General features: G+C 49.9%; 15 protein-coding genes and 1 tRNA gene. 14 read left to right on the top strand and 2 right to left on the bottom strand.

What is annotated here, in order from left to right; genetic code table 11:
- The first annotated feature begins 17 nt into the window (after positions 1 to 17).
- The 12 genes from HRU79_02990 (at position 18) to HRU79_02935 (ending at position 8991) form a co-directional block, all read left to right on the top strand.
- Complete coding sequence (locus tag HRU79_02990) at positions 18 to 1274, top strand: HAMP domain-containing histidine kinase (GenBank protein ID QOJ25667.1); 1257 nt, start codon at positions 18 to 20, stop codon at positions 1272 to 1274.
- Positions 1271 to 2404 (top strand): putative lipid II flippase FtsW, encoded by a 1134-nt coding sequence (gene ftsW / locus HRU79_02985; protein ID QOJ25666.1) that lies wholly within the window; start codon positions 1271 to 1273, stop codon positions 2402 to 2404. Before HRU79_02990 ends, ftsW begins: the two co-directional genes overlap by 4 nt.
- Before the next feature lie 31 nt (positions 2405 to 2435).
- Positions 2436 to 2861: a MerR family transcriptional regulator gene (locus HRU79_02980; protein QOJ25665.1), complete on the top strand. Its 426-nt coding sequence runs from the start codon at positions 2436 to 2438 to the stop codon at positions 2859 to 2861.
- Between the two features lie 29 nt (positions 2862 to 2890).
- Positions 2891 to 3898 (top strand): WD40 repeat domain-containing protein, encoded by a 1008-nt coding sequence (locus HRU79_02975; protein QOJ25664.1) that lies wholly within the window; start codon positions 2891 to 2893, stop codon positions 3896 to 3898.
- A gap of 2 nt (positions 3899 to 3900) precedes the next feature.
- Positions 3901 to 4659 carry an OmpA family protein gene (locus HRU79_02970; protein QOJ25663.1) on the top strand — a complete coding sequence of 253 codons (759 nt, stop codon included), beginning with the start codon at positions 3901 to 3903 and terminating at the stop codon, positions 4657 to 4659.
- 106 nt (positions 4660 to 4765) lie between these two features.
- Positions 4766 to 4836, top strand: a tRNA-Cys gene (locus HRU79_02965).
- A gap of 28 nt (positions 4837 to 4864) precedes the next feature.
- Positions 4865 to 5431 (top strand): elongation factor P, encoded by a 567-nt coding sequence (gene efp, locus HRU79_02960; GenBank protein ID QOJ25662.1) that lies wholly within the window; start codon positions 4865 to 4867, stop codon positions 5429 to 5431.
- Between the two features lie 39 nt (positions 5432 to 5470).
- Positions 5471 to 5950 carry an acetyl-CoA carboxylase biotin carboxyl carrier protein gene (locus HRU79_02955; GenBank protein QOJ25661.1) on the top strand — a complete coding sequence of 160 codons (480 nt, stop codon included), beginning with the start codon at positions 5471 to 5473 and terminating at the stop codon, positions 5948 to 5950.
- An 11-nt stretch (positions 5951 to 5961) separates the two neighbouring features.
- Entirely contained in the window at positions 5962 to 7302 is a 1341-nt protein-coding gene (gene accC, locus HRU79_02950; protein QOJ25660.1) for an acetyl-CoA carboxylase biotin carboxylase subunit, read from the top strand.
- 2 nt (positions 7303 to 7304) lie between these two features.
- Positions 7305 to 7682 (top strand): glycine cleavage system protein GcvH, encoded by a 378-nt coding sequence (gene gcvH / locus HRU79_02945; GenBank protein ID QOJ25659.1) that lies wholly within the window; start codon positions 7305 to 7307, stop codon positions 7680 to 7682.
- A gap of 48 nt (positions 7683 to 7730) precedes the next feature.
- On the top strand, positions 7731 to 8165 hold the full coding sequence (locus HRU79_02940; protein ID QOJ25658.1) for a hypothetical protein: 435 nt from the start codon (positions 7731 to 7733) through the stop codon (positions 8163 to 8165).
- A 448-nt stretch (positions 8166 to 8613) separates the two neighbouring features.
- Positions 8614 to 8991, top strand: a complete 378-nt coding sequence (locus HRU79_02935; protein ID QOJ25657.1) for a hypothetical protein — start codon at positions 8614 to 8616, stop codon at positions 8989 to 8991.
- A gap of 145 nt (positions 8992 to 9136) precedes the next feature.
- Here the strand turns inward: HRU79_02935 and HRU79_02930 are convergent, their stop codons facing one another.
- A complete protein-coding gene (locus tag HRU79_02930; protein ID QOJ25656.1) occupies positions 9137 to 9604 on the bottom strand; it encodes a redoxin domain-containing protein in 468 nt (155 codons plus the stop codon).
- 125 nt (positions 9605 to 9729) lie between these two features.
- Between HRU79_02930 and HRU79_02925 the strand changes: the two genes are divergently transcribed.
- Complete coding sequence (locus HRU79_02925; protein ID QOJ25655.1) at positions 9730 to 11280, top strand: amino acid permease; 1551 nt, start codon at positions 9730 to 9732, stop codon at positions 11278 to 11280.
- Between the two features lie 4 nt (positions 11281 to 11284).
- Positions 11285 to 12670, top strand: coding sequence for an amino acid permease (locus HRU79_02920; GenBank protein QOJ25654.1), 1386 nt, complete (start codon positions 11285 to 11287; stop codon positions 12668 to 12670).
- Here HRU79_02920 and HRU79_02915 read toward each other — a convergent pair.
- The gene (locus HRU79_02915; GenBank protein QOJ25653.1) at positions 12651 to 14756 is read right to left on the bottom strand and encodes a T9SS type A sorting domain-containing protein; all 2106 of its coding nucleotides are present in this window, start codon (positions 14754 to 14756) and stop codon (positions 12651 to 12653) included. The two genes, HRU79_02920 and HRU79_02915, sit on opposite strands and share 20 nt — an antisense overlap.
- Positions 14757 to 14765 lie beyond the last annotated feature (9 nt).

The following is a 14765-nucleotide window of genomic DNA, read 5'->3' as shown; positions in this document are numbered from 1 at the left end:
ATTATGACCAGGCGATAATGGTAAAAAAACAAATTCGGCATACCGCAACAGATCAGGTTCGATTTGGCTCGGCCACAATATCGAAGTGGCAGATCAAGGTAGTGCTTGCCGTATTTGGATTCGGGATTATGGTGGGCGTGCTGCTATACACCAAGGTTATTGTTGATGAGCTTGTAGGCAACGAAATTCGGACAGTTGACCTATACGCCAAACTGTTGGCTCGTGCCGTGCAGCAGAGTAATGATGAAGACCTGCTGTTTTATTTGGAGAACGCCTACGCCAGCATCAACTTTCCGGTTATTATCACGCCCAGTAACGAAGAACCCGTATATCCCTTTCAGCAGTTCATGCTGAATGTTGATGTAGACACCTCGCTTACGATACAGCAGCAGCGGGAGTACCTGCGGTCAATGCTTGCAGAAATGCGCACCCAGCACCAGCCTTACGAGATCACGAATCCCGAGGGTGAAGTTGTCCAGAAAGTTTTTTTTGCCAACAGTGCCATCGTCAGTCGCCTCCGGTACATGCCAATGGTAGAGATTGCCCTTGTGGGAGCCTTCATCCTGTTAGGTTACGTTGCCTTTAGTACAATCCGGAAGACTGAGGAGAGCAACATCTGGGTAGGAATGGCAAAGGAGGCAGCGCATCAGCTTGGCACACCGCTTTCCAGTCTGCTTGCGTGGATAGAAATCCTGCGTGGCAATTGTGGTGATGCAGCGCTCATGGACACAACGTTAAACGAAATGGGCCAGGACATTGAGCGACTGAAAATAATTGCCAATCGCTTTGGAAAAATCGGATCGCAGCCAACCCTGGAGAGCACCGAGGTAACGAAGGTCGTAGAGGAAACATGCAGGTATTTTGATACGAGGCTGCCGGCACTTGGCCGTCGGGTTGTGATTGAGCGCCGGTTTCTGCATAACGTGAACGTCATGATGAGTGCCGAGCTCTTTCGGTGGGTATTAGAAAACCTGATCCGGAATGCTGTTGATGCCATCGAAAAGCAGGACGGCATCATCACCATCACCGTAACCTCGAAAAGCAATGCGAACACGCTGATTCTGGTTACCGATAACGGCAAGGGAATGTCGGCCGGCATCCGGAAAAAAATCTTCAAACCCGGCTTTACCACCAAGCACCGCGGCTGGGGGCTTGGGCTCTCGCTTTCCAAGCGTATTATCGAGGAATACCACCATGGCCGGCTGTATGTAAAAGAATCTCAGCCCGGCGGGGGTACTACATTTGCAATTGAATTACCACCCATGGCAGCATGACAGAGACCACGAAACCCGGAAAGATAGACTGGCTGATCCTGCTGCCCGTGGCGGCACTCCTGATGTTCAGCGTTGCCTTTGTGTACAGCGCCAGCTCCACCTTTGCGGCCGTTAAATATGGATCATCGGAACAGATGTTCTGGAACCATGCCATCCGGGTACTGGCAGGTATTGTGACCATGATTGGCGTCTCCAAAATCGACTACCGGTTTTGGTACCGCAACGCAACAATCCTCCTGCTGATCAGTATTGGATTTTTATTCCTGGTTCTTCTCACCGGAGCCGAAATCAAGGGAGCATCGCGATGGATACACCTTGGCCCGTTAAACTTCCAGCCGTCGGAACTTGCCAAGTACGCCCTGGTCATGCAGGTGGCCGTCCTCCTCTCAAAAAACAATCTTCGCACCGAACACTGGCGGAATTCACTGGCACCCGTGGTATTGTGGACGCTGCCCGTATGCCTTTTAATCGGAATGCAGCCCAACATGTCAACCATGGCGGTTATCCTGCTTATCGTCATGGTTATGATGTTCCTGGCCAACATTAAGCCCCTTCACCTCATGGTTCTGGCCGGCGTACTGGTCGTAGGAATGGGGGTTTTTGCGGTAAGCGCCGACTACCGGATTCGTAGGCTGCAATCATACCTTGGCACTGAAAGTGCCGACGAAGCCGTAGGCTACCAGCTGGATCAGGCCCTCATTGCATTTGGAAACGGGGGGATTACCGGTGTGGGCCCCGGACAAAGTCGGCAGCGTGACTGGTTTCTGCCGGAATCGTACGGTGACTTTATTTTTAGTATTGTTGGTGAAGAGTATGGATATATTGGCGTAGTTTTACTCTTACTGTGTTTTATCGTTATTACGTGGAGAGGATTTACAACCGTGCGTGAGGCACCGGATACCTTTGGCCGACTACTTGCCGGCGGCATTACAACCACGCTTGCACTGTATGCATTCGTGAATGCCGGCGTTACCTGCGGGTTGCTGCCAACCACCGGATTGCCCATGCCGTTTATCAGTTACGGAGGGTCGAGTGTACTGTTTTCAACCATAGCCGTCGGCATTTTGCTGAACATTTCATCACATGCCGGAGTGTATGGCAGAAAACAAAAGACACTGGAAAACACCTAACGAGGCTGGTTTTTTCGTATAATTCGCACTTATGAAAGCTGGAATAGAGCGTTTGTATTACTCAATTACCGAAGTTAGCAAGATGCTGGACGAGGAGCAGCACGTATTACGGTATTGGGAACGTGAGTTTTCACAGCTACGTCCGCAAAAGAACCGAGCCGGAAACCGTGTGTACACGAGCAAAGATTTGGCAGTCTTAACCACGATCAAGAAATTGCTTCGTGAAAAACGCTACACCGTTGCCGGTGCCAAGGAACATCTGAGGCATTACACCGCCGATGAGCTTGCAGAAGAGGCGTTTAACAGACAGGAGCAGGGGGCTTTAGACGAAGGAGCAGAAAATTTAGATCGTATTAAAATCGTTGCCGGTACCGTTGCTGCAGAGCTGCGTGAACTGGCAACAAAACTCAGGAAAACTAATAACACTGGAAATACAGCGAAAACTGAGATTGAGTAACAGAAACATCATACATAAGGGATATCTACATGACTCGTAATGGGCTAGTTGTCTTCCTTGCTGCAATACTTGCAGCAACCGGAATGGTACAGGCGCAGAGGAATTATTCGATGCGCACCATTGGCCAGCATGCCGATGAAGTACTGGGCGTATTCGTAAACAATGCAAATACCATGGTTGCAACCTGCGGGCTGGACGAAACCATTAAACTATGGTCGCTGCCCGATGGAGCGCTACTGAAAACCCTTACCGGCCACACTGCACAGGTAAACAACGTATCGTTTAGTACGGATGGCAATTCTCTGGTGAGCGGGTCGAGCGATCTTACCATTCGTATCTGGGATTTACCCAGCGGGAAACAAAAGAGTGTACTCCGCGGCCATTCAGCCGAAGTCATCGGTGTGTACTGGGACCCCGTGGAAGGAAGCCACCTTGTTGCCAGTACATCATTTGATAAAACTGTGAAACTGTGGGATGCTGACCTTGGGATCGAAGTTAAAACGTATCGTGGACACTCGATGCAGACCAATAATATTGCTTACAGTTATGACGGTAAGTACCTGGCATCGTGTTCGGATGACAGGACAATCATGATCTGGTCTACCGACATCCGTAAAAAAGATGCACTTATGGTGCTGCATGGTCACCAGGCACCTGTGCTCACGGTATTGTATAGTTTCGACTCTAAATACCTTGCTTCGGCTGACCAGAACGGAGTCATAAAAATCTGGAGTATGCCCTCAGGAGAGTTGGTCCGCACTATTAATGCACACACCGAACTTGTGCAGGATGTATCGTTTGCCGAGGACAATAAAACGCTGGTGAGCGCAAGCCTTGATAAAAAGGTCAAACTCTGGAACATTGAAACCGGTGAATGCCTGTTCACACAGGATGTTGGCGTGGAAGTATGGTCGGTTGACCTTACCAGTAACGCAGAAATCCTTGTTTTAGGCTGTGCCGACGGATCCGTACGGTTCCTGGTAGAGCAGAATTCGCAAACCGGAAGATCAACCCCTAATTCCAAGGGAGCTCGTTAATTATGAAAAACGTTGTAATCAAACTAATCGCTCGAGGTGAGGGAAATATGATGGGGAAAAAAGTGGTTGCAGCCATCGTAGGGTTGCTGTGCAGTTTTAGTATGATGAGTGCACAAAGTGCCATTGGGACGGTAGTGACCGTTACAGGGTATATCCTTAACAGCAACACCCTGATGCCGGTGGATGCTGCATATAGCCTGTACGATAGTAATGGCAAGAAAGTTGGGCAAAGCAGCCGCGCCAATGTTGCCGACGGCTTCCTGGTTACCGGACTGAAACCGGGATCATCCTACACCATTCGTGTTGAAGACCCGCGGTTTTTTAAACAGGACTACGCAGTGACTGTGCCGCAGACATCAAAGTATGCCGAAATTTCAAAAGACATCGTGGTCAGACCTCTTGAGGTTGGCAAGAAACTTTCCTTGCTTCCCATCCCCTTTGATTTTCGTAAGGGTGATTTAAAAGACGGTACCGAGGATGAGCTGGAAACGGTAGCAAAAATGCTGGCCATGAACCCAAACGTAAACGTTGAAATTGTATGCTATGCCGATGAAGAAGGATCGGCTGACGCAGCCAGGACGATGAGCCTTACCCGTGGGAACACGCTGAAAACGTTTATTGAACGCTCCGGTGTTTCGGGCGGACGAGTCACCGTCCGCCAGGTTGGCACCACTGACCCCATTAACCCACCGCCGCTGAAGAAGGGGGCTAAGGGTAAACGGTATGTTGGCAGCGTATATCTGGTTGTCACCAAGGTTTAGTTCCGGGTGGCACTCGGTGCTACCAGAATTTTAGAATGCAGTCGCGGGCTTGCTTCATCCATCAGCAAGCCCTTTTTATTCCGGTTATCCTATATTTGCCTTTCTTGGTCCCGTGGTAGAGTGGCTATACAGAGCTCTGCAAAAGCTTGTACATCGGTTCGAATCCGGTCGGGACCTCAGGATTGTAATACAACAAAGGGCATGAATGGCAACAACAGCAGATTTACGAGTAGGTGCGGTAATCAGATTTCAGGGTGAGCTCTGCGTCGTACTGGAAAGCATCCACCGAACCCCGGGAAACTTGCGGGCGTTCTATCAGGTGAAGATGCGAGTGATCAAGTCCGGCAAACTCAAGGAAGAACGTTTCCGCAGCGGTGAAACAATTGAATTTGTTCGCGTGGAAACCAACAATTTCCAGTATCTCTACCGAGATGCCGATCTGTTTACATTCATGGATACCAACACCTATGACCAGATACCGGTTGCTGCAGATATCGTTGGCGATGCAGCCCGCTTCCTGAAGGAAGGTACAGAGGTACAAATCGGACGTGATGAAGAAGGGAACGTTGTTACCATGAACATCCCACAGCACGTGGCTCTGCGCGTTGAGCATACCGAGCCCGGTGTCCGCGGTGATACAGCCACCAACGTGTTAAAACCGGCCACCCTGGAAACCGGGGCATCTGTTAGTGTGCCGTTATTCATTAACGAAGGTGATATGATCCGGGTTGACACAGCAACCGGTGCGTATCTGGACCGCGTAAAAGAGTAAGCACCGAACACCATTTCACCTGAACGGGCGGAGGAAAACATGGACTTAAATTACCTGAAGCGACTACTGAAGATTTTTGATGACAGTACACTTTCTGAGCTCTCTATCGAAGAAGAGGGGATAAAGGTGCAGCTGGCACGAACCAGCCAGCAACCGCAACCCGTGCAGGTGGTTACTCAGGTGCCGGTACAAGCATCACAGGTTCAAGCTGCACCGTTGCAGCAGCCTGCGTCTGCTCCGCCGGAACAAAAGTCGGCTCCGGCAGAAGCCGATCACTCGGCTAACACAGTGTTTTCGCCCATCGTGGGAACGTTCTACCGTTCACCCGCACCCGATGCCGATCCGTTTGTGGTTGTTGGGCAGCGTGTTGCGGTGGGGGATACGTTATGTATCATCGAAGCCATGAAGCTTATGAATGAAATCGAGAGCAACCTGGCTGGCACGATCATTAAAATACTTGTTGACAATAGTCAGCCCGTAGAATACAATCAACCGTTGTTCATCATTAAGCCGGATTAATAACAAACGCGATGATATCCAAACTTCTCATCGCAAATCGGGGTGAAATAGCCCTGAGAATCATTCGGGCTGCCCGCGAGCTTGGTATTCGTACCGTAGCAGTGTACAGCGAGGCTGATAGAACGTCGCTGCATGTTCGGTTTGCCGATGAAGCGGTTTGTATTGGCCCTCCCCAGGGAAAACTATCGTACCTTAATATCCCGTCAATCATCGCAGCGGCCGAAGTCACTAATGCCGATGCAATCCATCCCGGCTACGGCTTTCTGGCTGAGAACGAAACCTTTGCCGAGATCTGCCATGAAAGTAATCTTACCTTTGTCGGGCCCTCTGCACAAGCGATTGCCAGAATGGGCAACAAGAGCGTGGCCAAGGAAACCATGCGTGCTGCCGGAGTACCCGTTGTACCGGGCTCTGACGGCGTGGTAAAAACAATTGATGATGCAAAACGGGTAGCAGCCGACATCGGTTATCCGGTTATGCTAAAAGCTGTGGCAGGGGGCGGTGGCAAGGGGATGCGTTATGTTGAAAGCGAGTCGGAAATCGAGCGCGCATATTCTACGGCACGCGGCGAGGCCGAATCGGCCTTTGGCAATGGCGATGTGTACGTTGAAAAATTTATCGAAGAGCCCAGACACATTGAAATTCAGGTCTTCGCCGATACGCACGGTACTGTTGTTCATCTGAACGAACGCGAGTGTTCAATACAGCGACGTCACCAGAAGCTTATCGAAGAAGCCCCTTCACCAATCATGACGCCTGAACTTCGGAAAGCAATGGGCGATGCTGCTGTGCTGGGAGCCAGGACTGTGGAGTACGTGGGTGCGGGTACGATTGAATTCCTGGTAGATAAACATCGCAACTTCTACTTCATGGAAATGAATACCCGGATTCAGGTAGAGCATCCGGTAACGGAAATGAGCATTGGCGCCGATCTGATTCAGGAGCAACTGCGTGTTGCCAGCGGCGAACGGTTGTCATTACAACAACGTGACCCCCACCTGCACAGTATTGAGTGCCGAATCAATGCAGAAGATCCGTTTCACGATTTTCGTCCGTCACCCGGACGAATCGAAGCCCTGAACTTTCCGGGAGGCCCGGGCGTGAGGGTTGATTCGCATATTTACCAAGGCTATCAAATCCCGCCGTACTACGATTCGATGGTGGCCAAACTCATTGTGTTTGCACCATCACGACCGGAGGCTATCGCTAAAATGCGCAGAGCTCTGGACGAGTTCGTCATCGAGGGAATTCATACAACGATTCCGTTCCATCGGAAAATGATGGATAACAGGGATTTTATTGCCGGAACGTTCGATACAAAATATTTAGACACACATGACTGGAAGGTATAATAATGGAATTTCCATCTAACCTTAAATACACCGCAGATCACGAATGGGTAAGCGTGGACGGGACGGTGGCAACTGTAGGTATCACGGAGCATGCTGCCAGTGAACTGGGTGATGTTGTTTACGTTGACATTGTCGATGCCAATGCCACCCTCTCAAAGGGCGATACATTCGGGTCGATCGAAGCAGTAAAAACGGTTGCAGATTTGTATGCACCACTGAGTGGTACAATAGTTGAAGTAAATAACGTCAATGATTCACCGGAGGTTGTTAACAGCGAGCCTTACGGTAACGGCTGGTTGGTTAAAATTGAGTTATCAAACCCTTCGGAAATTGACACACTGATGAGCGCTGATGACTATAAAGCGCACATTGGCGGATAAACGGTAAACATTCATTTTTTTTATTAACATCATAGTCTCGAGGAGAATATGTTTAAGACACCGATTCGTATACTTATGCTGCTACTGGTTGCGGCTGTTTCAGTAACAGTTGCTTCGGCGCAAAGCAATCCGTCGGCTTCACTGGCTCCGGCACCACAACAACCGGTTACCATTAAGCCCAAAATGAAACTTGCTGATGTAAAAGCAGTTGCCAACTTTATTCAGGGCGTTGAACTCCGCGGCACGGAAGTGGACGCTTACCTTGATACACGCAAGGTCCTGATGGATGCCAGCGAAGCGGCAACCAAGGCAAGTAAGAAGGACGAGGATGTCGTGTCGGTAGAAATGCGCCTGGATCAAGCCCAGAACCTCTTTACCCTTATGCAACGAGGCTCATTAAAAGGGGCTGAGGCAGAAAAATGGCGCGAGATTGTCCAGTCACTGCAAGATGCAGTGAAGGCTGAGCAGGATAAAAAGAAATAACACGTAGAACACGCACAGTAAAACCACCCGCCGGGTGGTTTTTTTTTTGCGTCTGCGTTAGCCCCCTACCTGCTTAAACGGCCTCAATTTTGGGAAACACCAAGACCAACCGTTGCTGGCCTGTGTGGGATACCGTGCAGAGGTTGATGCACGTGCGGGGAATGTTAAATATGACAGAGAACTGCTATGTACATCTGTGTCGTAATTCATTTGGCCGACAACAATAGCAATTCAGGCTGATCCAAAATTCAGTTCCGATAGCTCTGTTTTGACTAAAACTGTAGCGATATTCAATCACCTGTTGAAAAATATTGCATAAAACACATAAAAACCTGATTCAATGTTGGGAAAATTGTCCTATGTTTGTGCTGTAGTAAATGCCAGCGCCACGAAAGAGGTAAGGCATGCAGCATAAGTTACTTTGCTATGCTTTGGGGAAACCACAGCTATGGCCGTAAAAAAAATTGCTCGTGTATCACAGCGGGTTTTGAAGAAGGACCGCCAAATTGTGGCGGCTGTCCTTGCATTGACTGATTACAACCCGTCAAACAGCGATTTTACGGCGGACCGGCTTGGTGAAGCATTGCGAAGTATGGATGAGGCTTTTAAAGCCGAACAACTAGCTCTGGAACAAGTTACCAAGGCTCGTGAAGAAGCAATTAAGCTGGAATCACAGCTTCATGAACTGGTTCTTGGGGCCAAACGACAGGTTTTGGCGCAGTATGGCGACGACTCGGACGAAATTACCCGTCTGGGGATGAAGAAGAAGTCAGAACGGCGCTACGGACGGCCTCGTAAGCCGACAACCGACAGATCCAAAACCTAGATACCTACCGCGTAAGGCATGCAGCATAAAGAGGCCTATGGTAGGAAAAAAAACCGCCTGCAGTTAGCAGGCGGTTTGTGTTTTTGGCTAACCTGTCCATGTAATTAGCCAGCCGTGCAGTGAGCAGGTGGAATCCACCTGATACTTATAATCCCGCAGCCGCAAAAATCGCATCGTAGTTTGGCTCAATACCAGGGTTTTCGGTCACATCCACAAACTCAATGATGCCGTTTGCGTCAATCACGAATGTTGCACGGGCGCTACGCGTAAGCCCTTCGATACCCGCAAAGTTGGGCCATTCAACATCATAAGCTTTAATAGTGCTTAAAGACCAGTCGCTGAGCACCGGGAATGTTAAACCATTCTCAGCGGCGAACGCTGCATTCGAGAATGGCAGGTCGGCTGCAATAGCAATAACCTGAATCCCCGCGGTGTTCAGCCGTTGCAGCGATCTCTGAAATGAGCAAAGTTCTGCCTTGCATACGCCGGTAAACGCTGCCGGAAAGAAGGCCAGCAATACACGCTTCCCTGCGAATGACTGTAGTGAAACCGGTTCCTTGTGGGTGTTGTAGAGGGTAAAATCGGGTGCTTTAGCACCGACTGATAATGCCATGATATCATCCTTTGGTGTAGGTAAAAAAAAAATACATGCAAAAATAGGTCATATCGGAATGCGAATTCGTGTACTGGTGCACTTCTGACAACTATCTTTGCTCTTCATCGAAGATTGGAGGATACATGCTTTTTACGAAGAAGAGTATTGAGGGACTTAAGGTTGAGGCCGGCTCGGGTTCGAACCTTCGCAGAACTCTTGGTCCGCTAAATCTTACATCGCTGGGTGTAGGAGCAATTATTGGCGCCGGCATCTTTTCGATTACCGGCGTGGCTGCAGCGCAGTATGCCGGGCCGGCACTCGTGATTTCGTTTATTATTTCGGCTATTGCATGCGGGTTTGCCGGACTTTGCTACGCTGAGTTTGCTTCGATGCTTCCGATTGCCGGGAGTGCCTACACCTATTCGTACGCAACAATCGGCGAGTTGTTTGCGTGGATCATCGGCTGGGATTTAATTATTGAATACCTGTTTGCATCGTCCACAGTTGCCGTAGCATGGAGTGGCTATGTGGTAAGCTTCTTTGAGAAAAACCTGCATATTCATATCCCTGATGCGATTCGTGCGGCACCATTTTCTTTTGATCCCGCAACCGGGTTTTCAACAACTGAGTCGCTGATGAATCTTCCCGCAATGTTTATTGTTGGATTGATTACGCTCATTCTTATCAGAGGCATCAAAGAATCGGCTACATTTAATAACATCATCGTATTTATTAAAATCGCAGTAATCCTGCTCTTCATCATTTTTGGTTTTCAGTATGTTAATCCCGACAATTGGTCGAACTTTATTCCCGAGAATACGGGTGAGTTCGGGATTTTTGGCTGGAGCGGTATTTTCCGTGCTGCCGGTGTAATCTTTTTTGCCTACATTGGTTTTGATGCCGTAAGTACCGCCGCGCAAGAGGCCAAAAACCCGCAACGCGACATGCCGATAGGCATTCTTGCCTCACTGGCAATCTGTACAGTGCTATACATCCTGGTGTCACTTGTACTGACGGGTGTGGTACCTTACACCGAGTTAAACGTGCCTGATCCGATGGCAGTAGCCGTAGATGCAACGATGCGCCCGGATGGTACGCCGGCTCTTGGCTGGCTGTCGCCACTGGTTAAACTGGGTGCGATTGCCGGTTTGAGCTCAGTTATTCTGGTGATGCTCATGGGGCAGCCCAGAATTTTCTACTCGATGTCGCGCGATGGATTACTGCCCAAGGTGTTTAGCAAGGTTCATCCACAGTTTAAAACACCGGTGATATCCACGATTGTTACAGGGTCTGTTGCCTTGGTGATCTCTGGTATCTTCCCAATTAACGTCCTGTCAGAATTAGTTTCAATTGGTACCCTGCTTGCCTTTGTGATGGTATGCGCAGCGGTACTGGTCCTGCGTAAAACACATCCCCATATCGAACGGCCGTTTAAAACACCCCTGGTTCCGTACGTACCTATCGGCGGCATCCTGGTGTGTCTGGCTCAAATGGTACCCTTGCCGGGGCCAACGTGGGAAAGACTCATTGCGTGGCTTGCAGTTGGAGTTCTGATTTACTTCTTCTACGGTATCAATCACAGCAAGGTTAATCAGGGAAAAACATGGGCAATGCTGCCGGTGGTTCGAAATGTGACGGCTGTATGCAGCGCCGCCTTCCTTGTGTATGTAGTCTGGGCCCACTTCATACGGTAACATAATGTATAAACGAACTCTAAGCACGTGGGACGCTACATTGGTGGTAGCCGGCTCGATGATCGGATCCGGCATTTTTATTGTCAGCGCCGATATCGCACGACAGGTGCAACACCCGCTCCTGTTACTGCTTGTATGGGTGATTACGGGGGTACTTACCCTGATCGCTGCACTTAGTTATGGCGAACTGGCAGGGATGATGCCAAGGGCGGGTGGACAATACGTGTACCTACGGGAATCGTTCGGACCGCTGGCAGGATTCCTGTATGGCTGGACGTTGTTTACTGTTATTCAAACGGGTACAATTGCTGCAGTGGCAATGGCATTCGCAAAGTTTCTGGCGGTGCTGGTACCGGGCCTGGGCGAGAATGTTGTACTGTCGTCGTTTTCGGCGGGAGGCCTCTTTACCGTAAACCTTAGTGCTGCCCACTGTGTTGCAATTGCCTGTATTGTTATCCTAACGTTTCTTAATACCCAGGGCGTTGATGTGGGCAAGTGGGTACAGCGGATTTTTACGAGTACGAAAATTCTAGCCGTTGTCCTGCTGGCTCTTACGGGAATTCTGCTTGGTTCGCTGTGGGGACAAAACATGTCACAGCCCCTTCCATCCATCTCCTTCATGACGCTCTTGCCAATGATTGCAGTGGCAATGGTAGGATCGATTTTTAGCAGTGACGCATGGAACAATATCACCTTTATTGCTGCCGAGGTAAAACAACCGGAGCGCGCAATTCCAAAGGGACTGTTTTTTGGTGTGCTGATCGTTACGCTGATGTACCTTGCGATGAACGTTGCATATCTGAACGTACTGCCGTTTTCATCCGCAGATGCCCCGTCAATGGCAACAGCCGAGTTTGATCGTGTGGGGACGGCTGCGGCAAATTCCATTTTTGGTCAGAGTGGCGCCGTTATTATGGCATTGCTCATTATCGTTAGCACATTCGGATGCAATAATGGCTTAATCCTTGCCGGAGCACGTGCGTATTGGGCAATGGCCTCGGATGCTTTGTTCTTCAAGGGAGCAGCATCGCTGAATAAGGCCGGTGTCCCGGCCAAGGCACTGTGGATTCAGTGCGTGTGGGCTAGCCTGCTGTGTTTGTCGGGTAGCTATGGACAGTTGCTGGACTACGTTGTATTCGCCGTCCTCATATTCTATGTTCTCACCATTCTTGGCATCTTCCGTCTTCGAAAAACACAGCCCGACACTCCCAGACCGGTTAAGGCATTTGGCTATCCGGTTCTTCCCGCATTGTACGTGATAACCGCATTGGCAATTTGCGGTGCACTCCTGCAGTTCAAACCTGACTATACCTTCCCGGGATTGATTATCGTGGCAACCGGGATACCGGTGTATGTTGTGTGGCGGTTTGTTAATGCATCACGATCATAGGCTTACACTGCACGGTGCCTGCACTGCGAATACAAATGGTATACCGTCCGGAAACAAGGTTACTGACGGGTAATTCGATTGTTTGTACGCCCTGATCAAGATCACCACACCTGATGGTGCTTACCTCGATTCCCAGTTCGTTGATTATCGTAACAGTAACGTTATGTAATATGTTAGCCGTGTTCACAACCACGGCAGCATTGTTTGTTGCTGGATTTGGAGCAACGGTACAGGAATATGCCGTATGTGGAAGTTCGCCGCCCGCTACACCCGTGGTGCGAACCGACTGCATCGTGGGTTTGCCAGGATCGTAAAAGCTTCCGCTGGCCGTAGTCCGTAGCGTGCACGGGTAAATCTTGTAAAACACGTCGCCTTCGTTGACGAGTGAATCGGTGAACTGATTGGTGGTAAGGGGCTGTGGCGTGATCAGCTCCCACGGACCGATGCCTACTCTGCGAGTGATTACGTATGCATCTACCCCTGCGGTGGGCTTCCACCCAATATCAATAAAATGGGGATAACGGGGTTCAAGGGTAACATCGACAACACCCGGGACATGTCCGCCAAATGCTTTAAGCGTGGGGTCGCCCATGAGTGCAATGTGTACTCCGCGGTCACCAACAGACGCAATCCCGGCACCTCCTGTGGTGAAGAAGAGGTTCGGCACGTAGGTTCCTAACTGTGTGCCAACAACCGATTGGTTGTTCTGGCTCAGGCGGACACTGTATCCGATGGTTTCGCCTAATGCCATGTGGTGGGTGTACCAGGCTGGCCTGCCAACCCACCCGCAGGTTAGGGCAGACGGGCTTGATGCAATTGATGCCCGCAGCAGATTGTCGCGTGTGTCCCAGTCACCAAAGTAGCTGCCAAAGAGTTGAGTATGTATTGCATAAACCGGGCTCGTGGCAAAGTCAGCAGTATTGCCAATACCTCCTGCGCTCTTATATGTGCCTCCGCCACACCCGTATGCCCACAGGGTGTATTGGGGACCCTTTAATTCGTTGAACCACTTACCGGCCTTCACACCATCACTGCCGGAGTACAGTTGGAAGGTACGCCATGCGCTACTGGCAAACCCCTCGCCGTACGAGCCGAAATTGTCTGCAATTAATCCTCCGGTAACATCCTTTATGGTACCTGCACGGAAGTTGTGGTTCTTGGTAAAGTACTGTTTGAGTAATTCAAGCTCTGCTGTCTTGAATTCAGGCATATTGTAAAAATCTATACGACCAACGGCAATGGAAACGGTACCGGAAAATATACTTTGATCAAACTTGCCGTCACCGGGAATGTTGGTTAACTCTGCTCTGCCCGGATTAACCTTGTTTACTCTGTTGTCGGTATAAAATCCAATGGCATCTCCGTATATCCCGTCAGCCGGCCAGGAACCTTCGTGGTCTGGGTGTGCATCGGGTGCGAGATTGCCGGCATACGGAACGGCAACTCTGCCTACAATAACCACAGCTTCCAGGTCGCCATTCACCGTGCGCACATCTGAAATCACATCACGGATGTACTGTACATCCTTTGCACTGAAAGTATCGCTGCGGGGAACCAGTTTTTGCGAAATCGTCCATCCCTCTGCAATCAGGTCCTGCTGAAACTGACTAAGCTCGCTTCGCAGCTTGTCGGCCAGTGTACTGTCAACCAGAATCAGGACCCTATTCCGAAGAATTGGCATTACCTTGATGCCGGAATTAATGTATCCAAAGCCCCAGCATCGCATGTACAGCGGCGCACCGGTGATTGAATCTACACCTACCTGACGCATAATGTCGCGCACCAGCCGGTATTCGTACGATACACCTTCTTTAACCGTAGTGTCGGTAAACGACGTTGCCGTACTATCCAGCGATGCAATGGCAACATCCGGAAATGATTTTTCGGACTTTAGCTTCCGTTGTACGATAACGGTTTGCTGACCTTTACTTACCGGCCAGGAAAGAGTGATGCTGGGTTGGGGCTGCGATGACACCGAGGCCGTAACGGCAACCGCGAAATCCACAGGTTGCTGGGCAAGCCCCGTACCGGCAAATACAAGAACACATATCAGGAGTGCTGGCAGAAACTGTTTTACTGAGGTCATAAAGGTAAC

It is taken from the genome of Ignavibacteria bacterium (genome assembly GCA_015709655.1).
GTDB lineage: Bacteria > Bacteroidota > Ignavibacteria > Kapaibacteriales > Kapaibacteriaceae > OLB6.
This window is presented reverse-complemented; position numbering and strand designations above follow the sequence as displayed.

Excerpts from the sequence above, each read along its gene's own strand:
- HRU79_02925 (QOJ25655.1), top strand. The coding sequence starts at position 9,730 with ATGCTTTTTACGAAGAAGAGTATTGAGGGACTTAAGGTTGAGGCCGGC.
- HRU79_02975 (QOJ25664.1), top strand. The coding sequence starts at position 2,891 with ATGACTCGTAATGGGCTAGTTGTCTTCCTTGCTGCAATACTTGCAGCA.
- efp (QOJ25662.1), top strand. The coding sequence starts at position 4,865 with ATGGCAACAACAGCAGATTTACGAGTAGGTGCGGTAATCAGATTTCAG.
- HRU79_02970 (QOJ25663.1), top strand. The coding sequence starts at position 3,901 with ATGAAAAACGTTGTAATCAAACTAATCGCTCGAGGTGAGGGAAATATG.
- accC (QOJ25660.1), top strand. The coding sequence starts at position 5,962 with ATGATATCCAAACTTCTCATCGCAAATCGGGGTGAAATAGCCCTGAGA.
- ftsW (QOJ25666.1), top strand. The coding sequence starts at position 1,271 with ATGACAGAGACCACGAAACCCGGAAAGATAGACTGGCTGATCCTGCTG.
- HRU79_02955 (QOJ25661.1), top strand. The coding sequence starts at position 5,471 with ATGGACTTAAATTACCTGAAGCGACTACTGAAGATTTTTGATGACAGT.
- HRU79_02930 (QOJ25656.1), bottom strand. The coding sequence starts at position 9,604 with ATGGCATTATCAGTCGGTGCTAAAGCACCCGATTTTACCCTCTACAAC.
- HRU79_02990 (QOJ25667.1), top strand. The coding sequence starts at position 18 with ATGGTAAAAAAACAAATTCGGCATACCGCAACAGATCAGGTTCGATTT.
- HRU79_02980 (QOJ25665.1), top strand. The coding sequence starts at position 2,436 with ATGAAAGCTGGAATAGAGCGTTTGTATTACTCAATTACCGAAGTTAGC.
- gcvH (QOJ25659.1), top strand. The coding sequence starts at position 7,305 with ATGGAATTTCCATCTAACCTTAAATACACCGCAGATCACGAATGGGTA.
- HRU79_02940 (QOJ25658.1), top strand. The coding sequence starts at position 7,731 with ATGTTTAAGACACCGATTCGTATACTTATGCTGCTACTGGTTGCGGCT.
- HRU79_02920 (QOJ25654.1), top strand. The coding sequence starts at position 11,285 with ATGTATAAACGAACTCTAAGCACGTGGGACGCTACATTGGTGGTAGCC.
- HRU79_02915 (QOJ25653.1), bottom strand. The coding sequence starts at position 14,756 with ATGACCTCAGTAAAACAGTTTCTGCCAGCACTCCTGATATGTGTTCTT.
- HRU79_02935 (QOJ25657.1), top strand. The coding sequence starts at position 8,614 with ATGGCCGTAAAAAAAATTGCTCGTGTATCACAGCGGGTTTTGAAGAAG.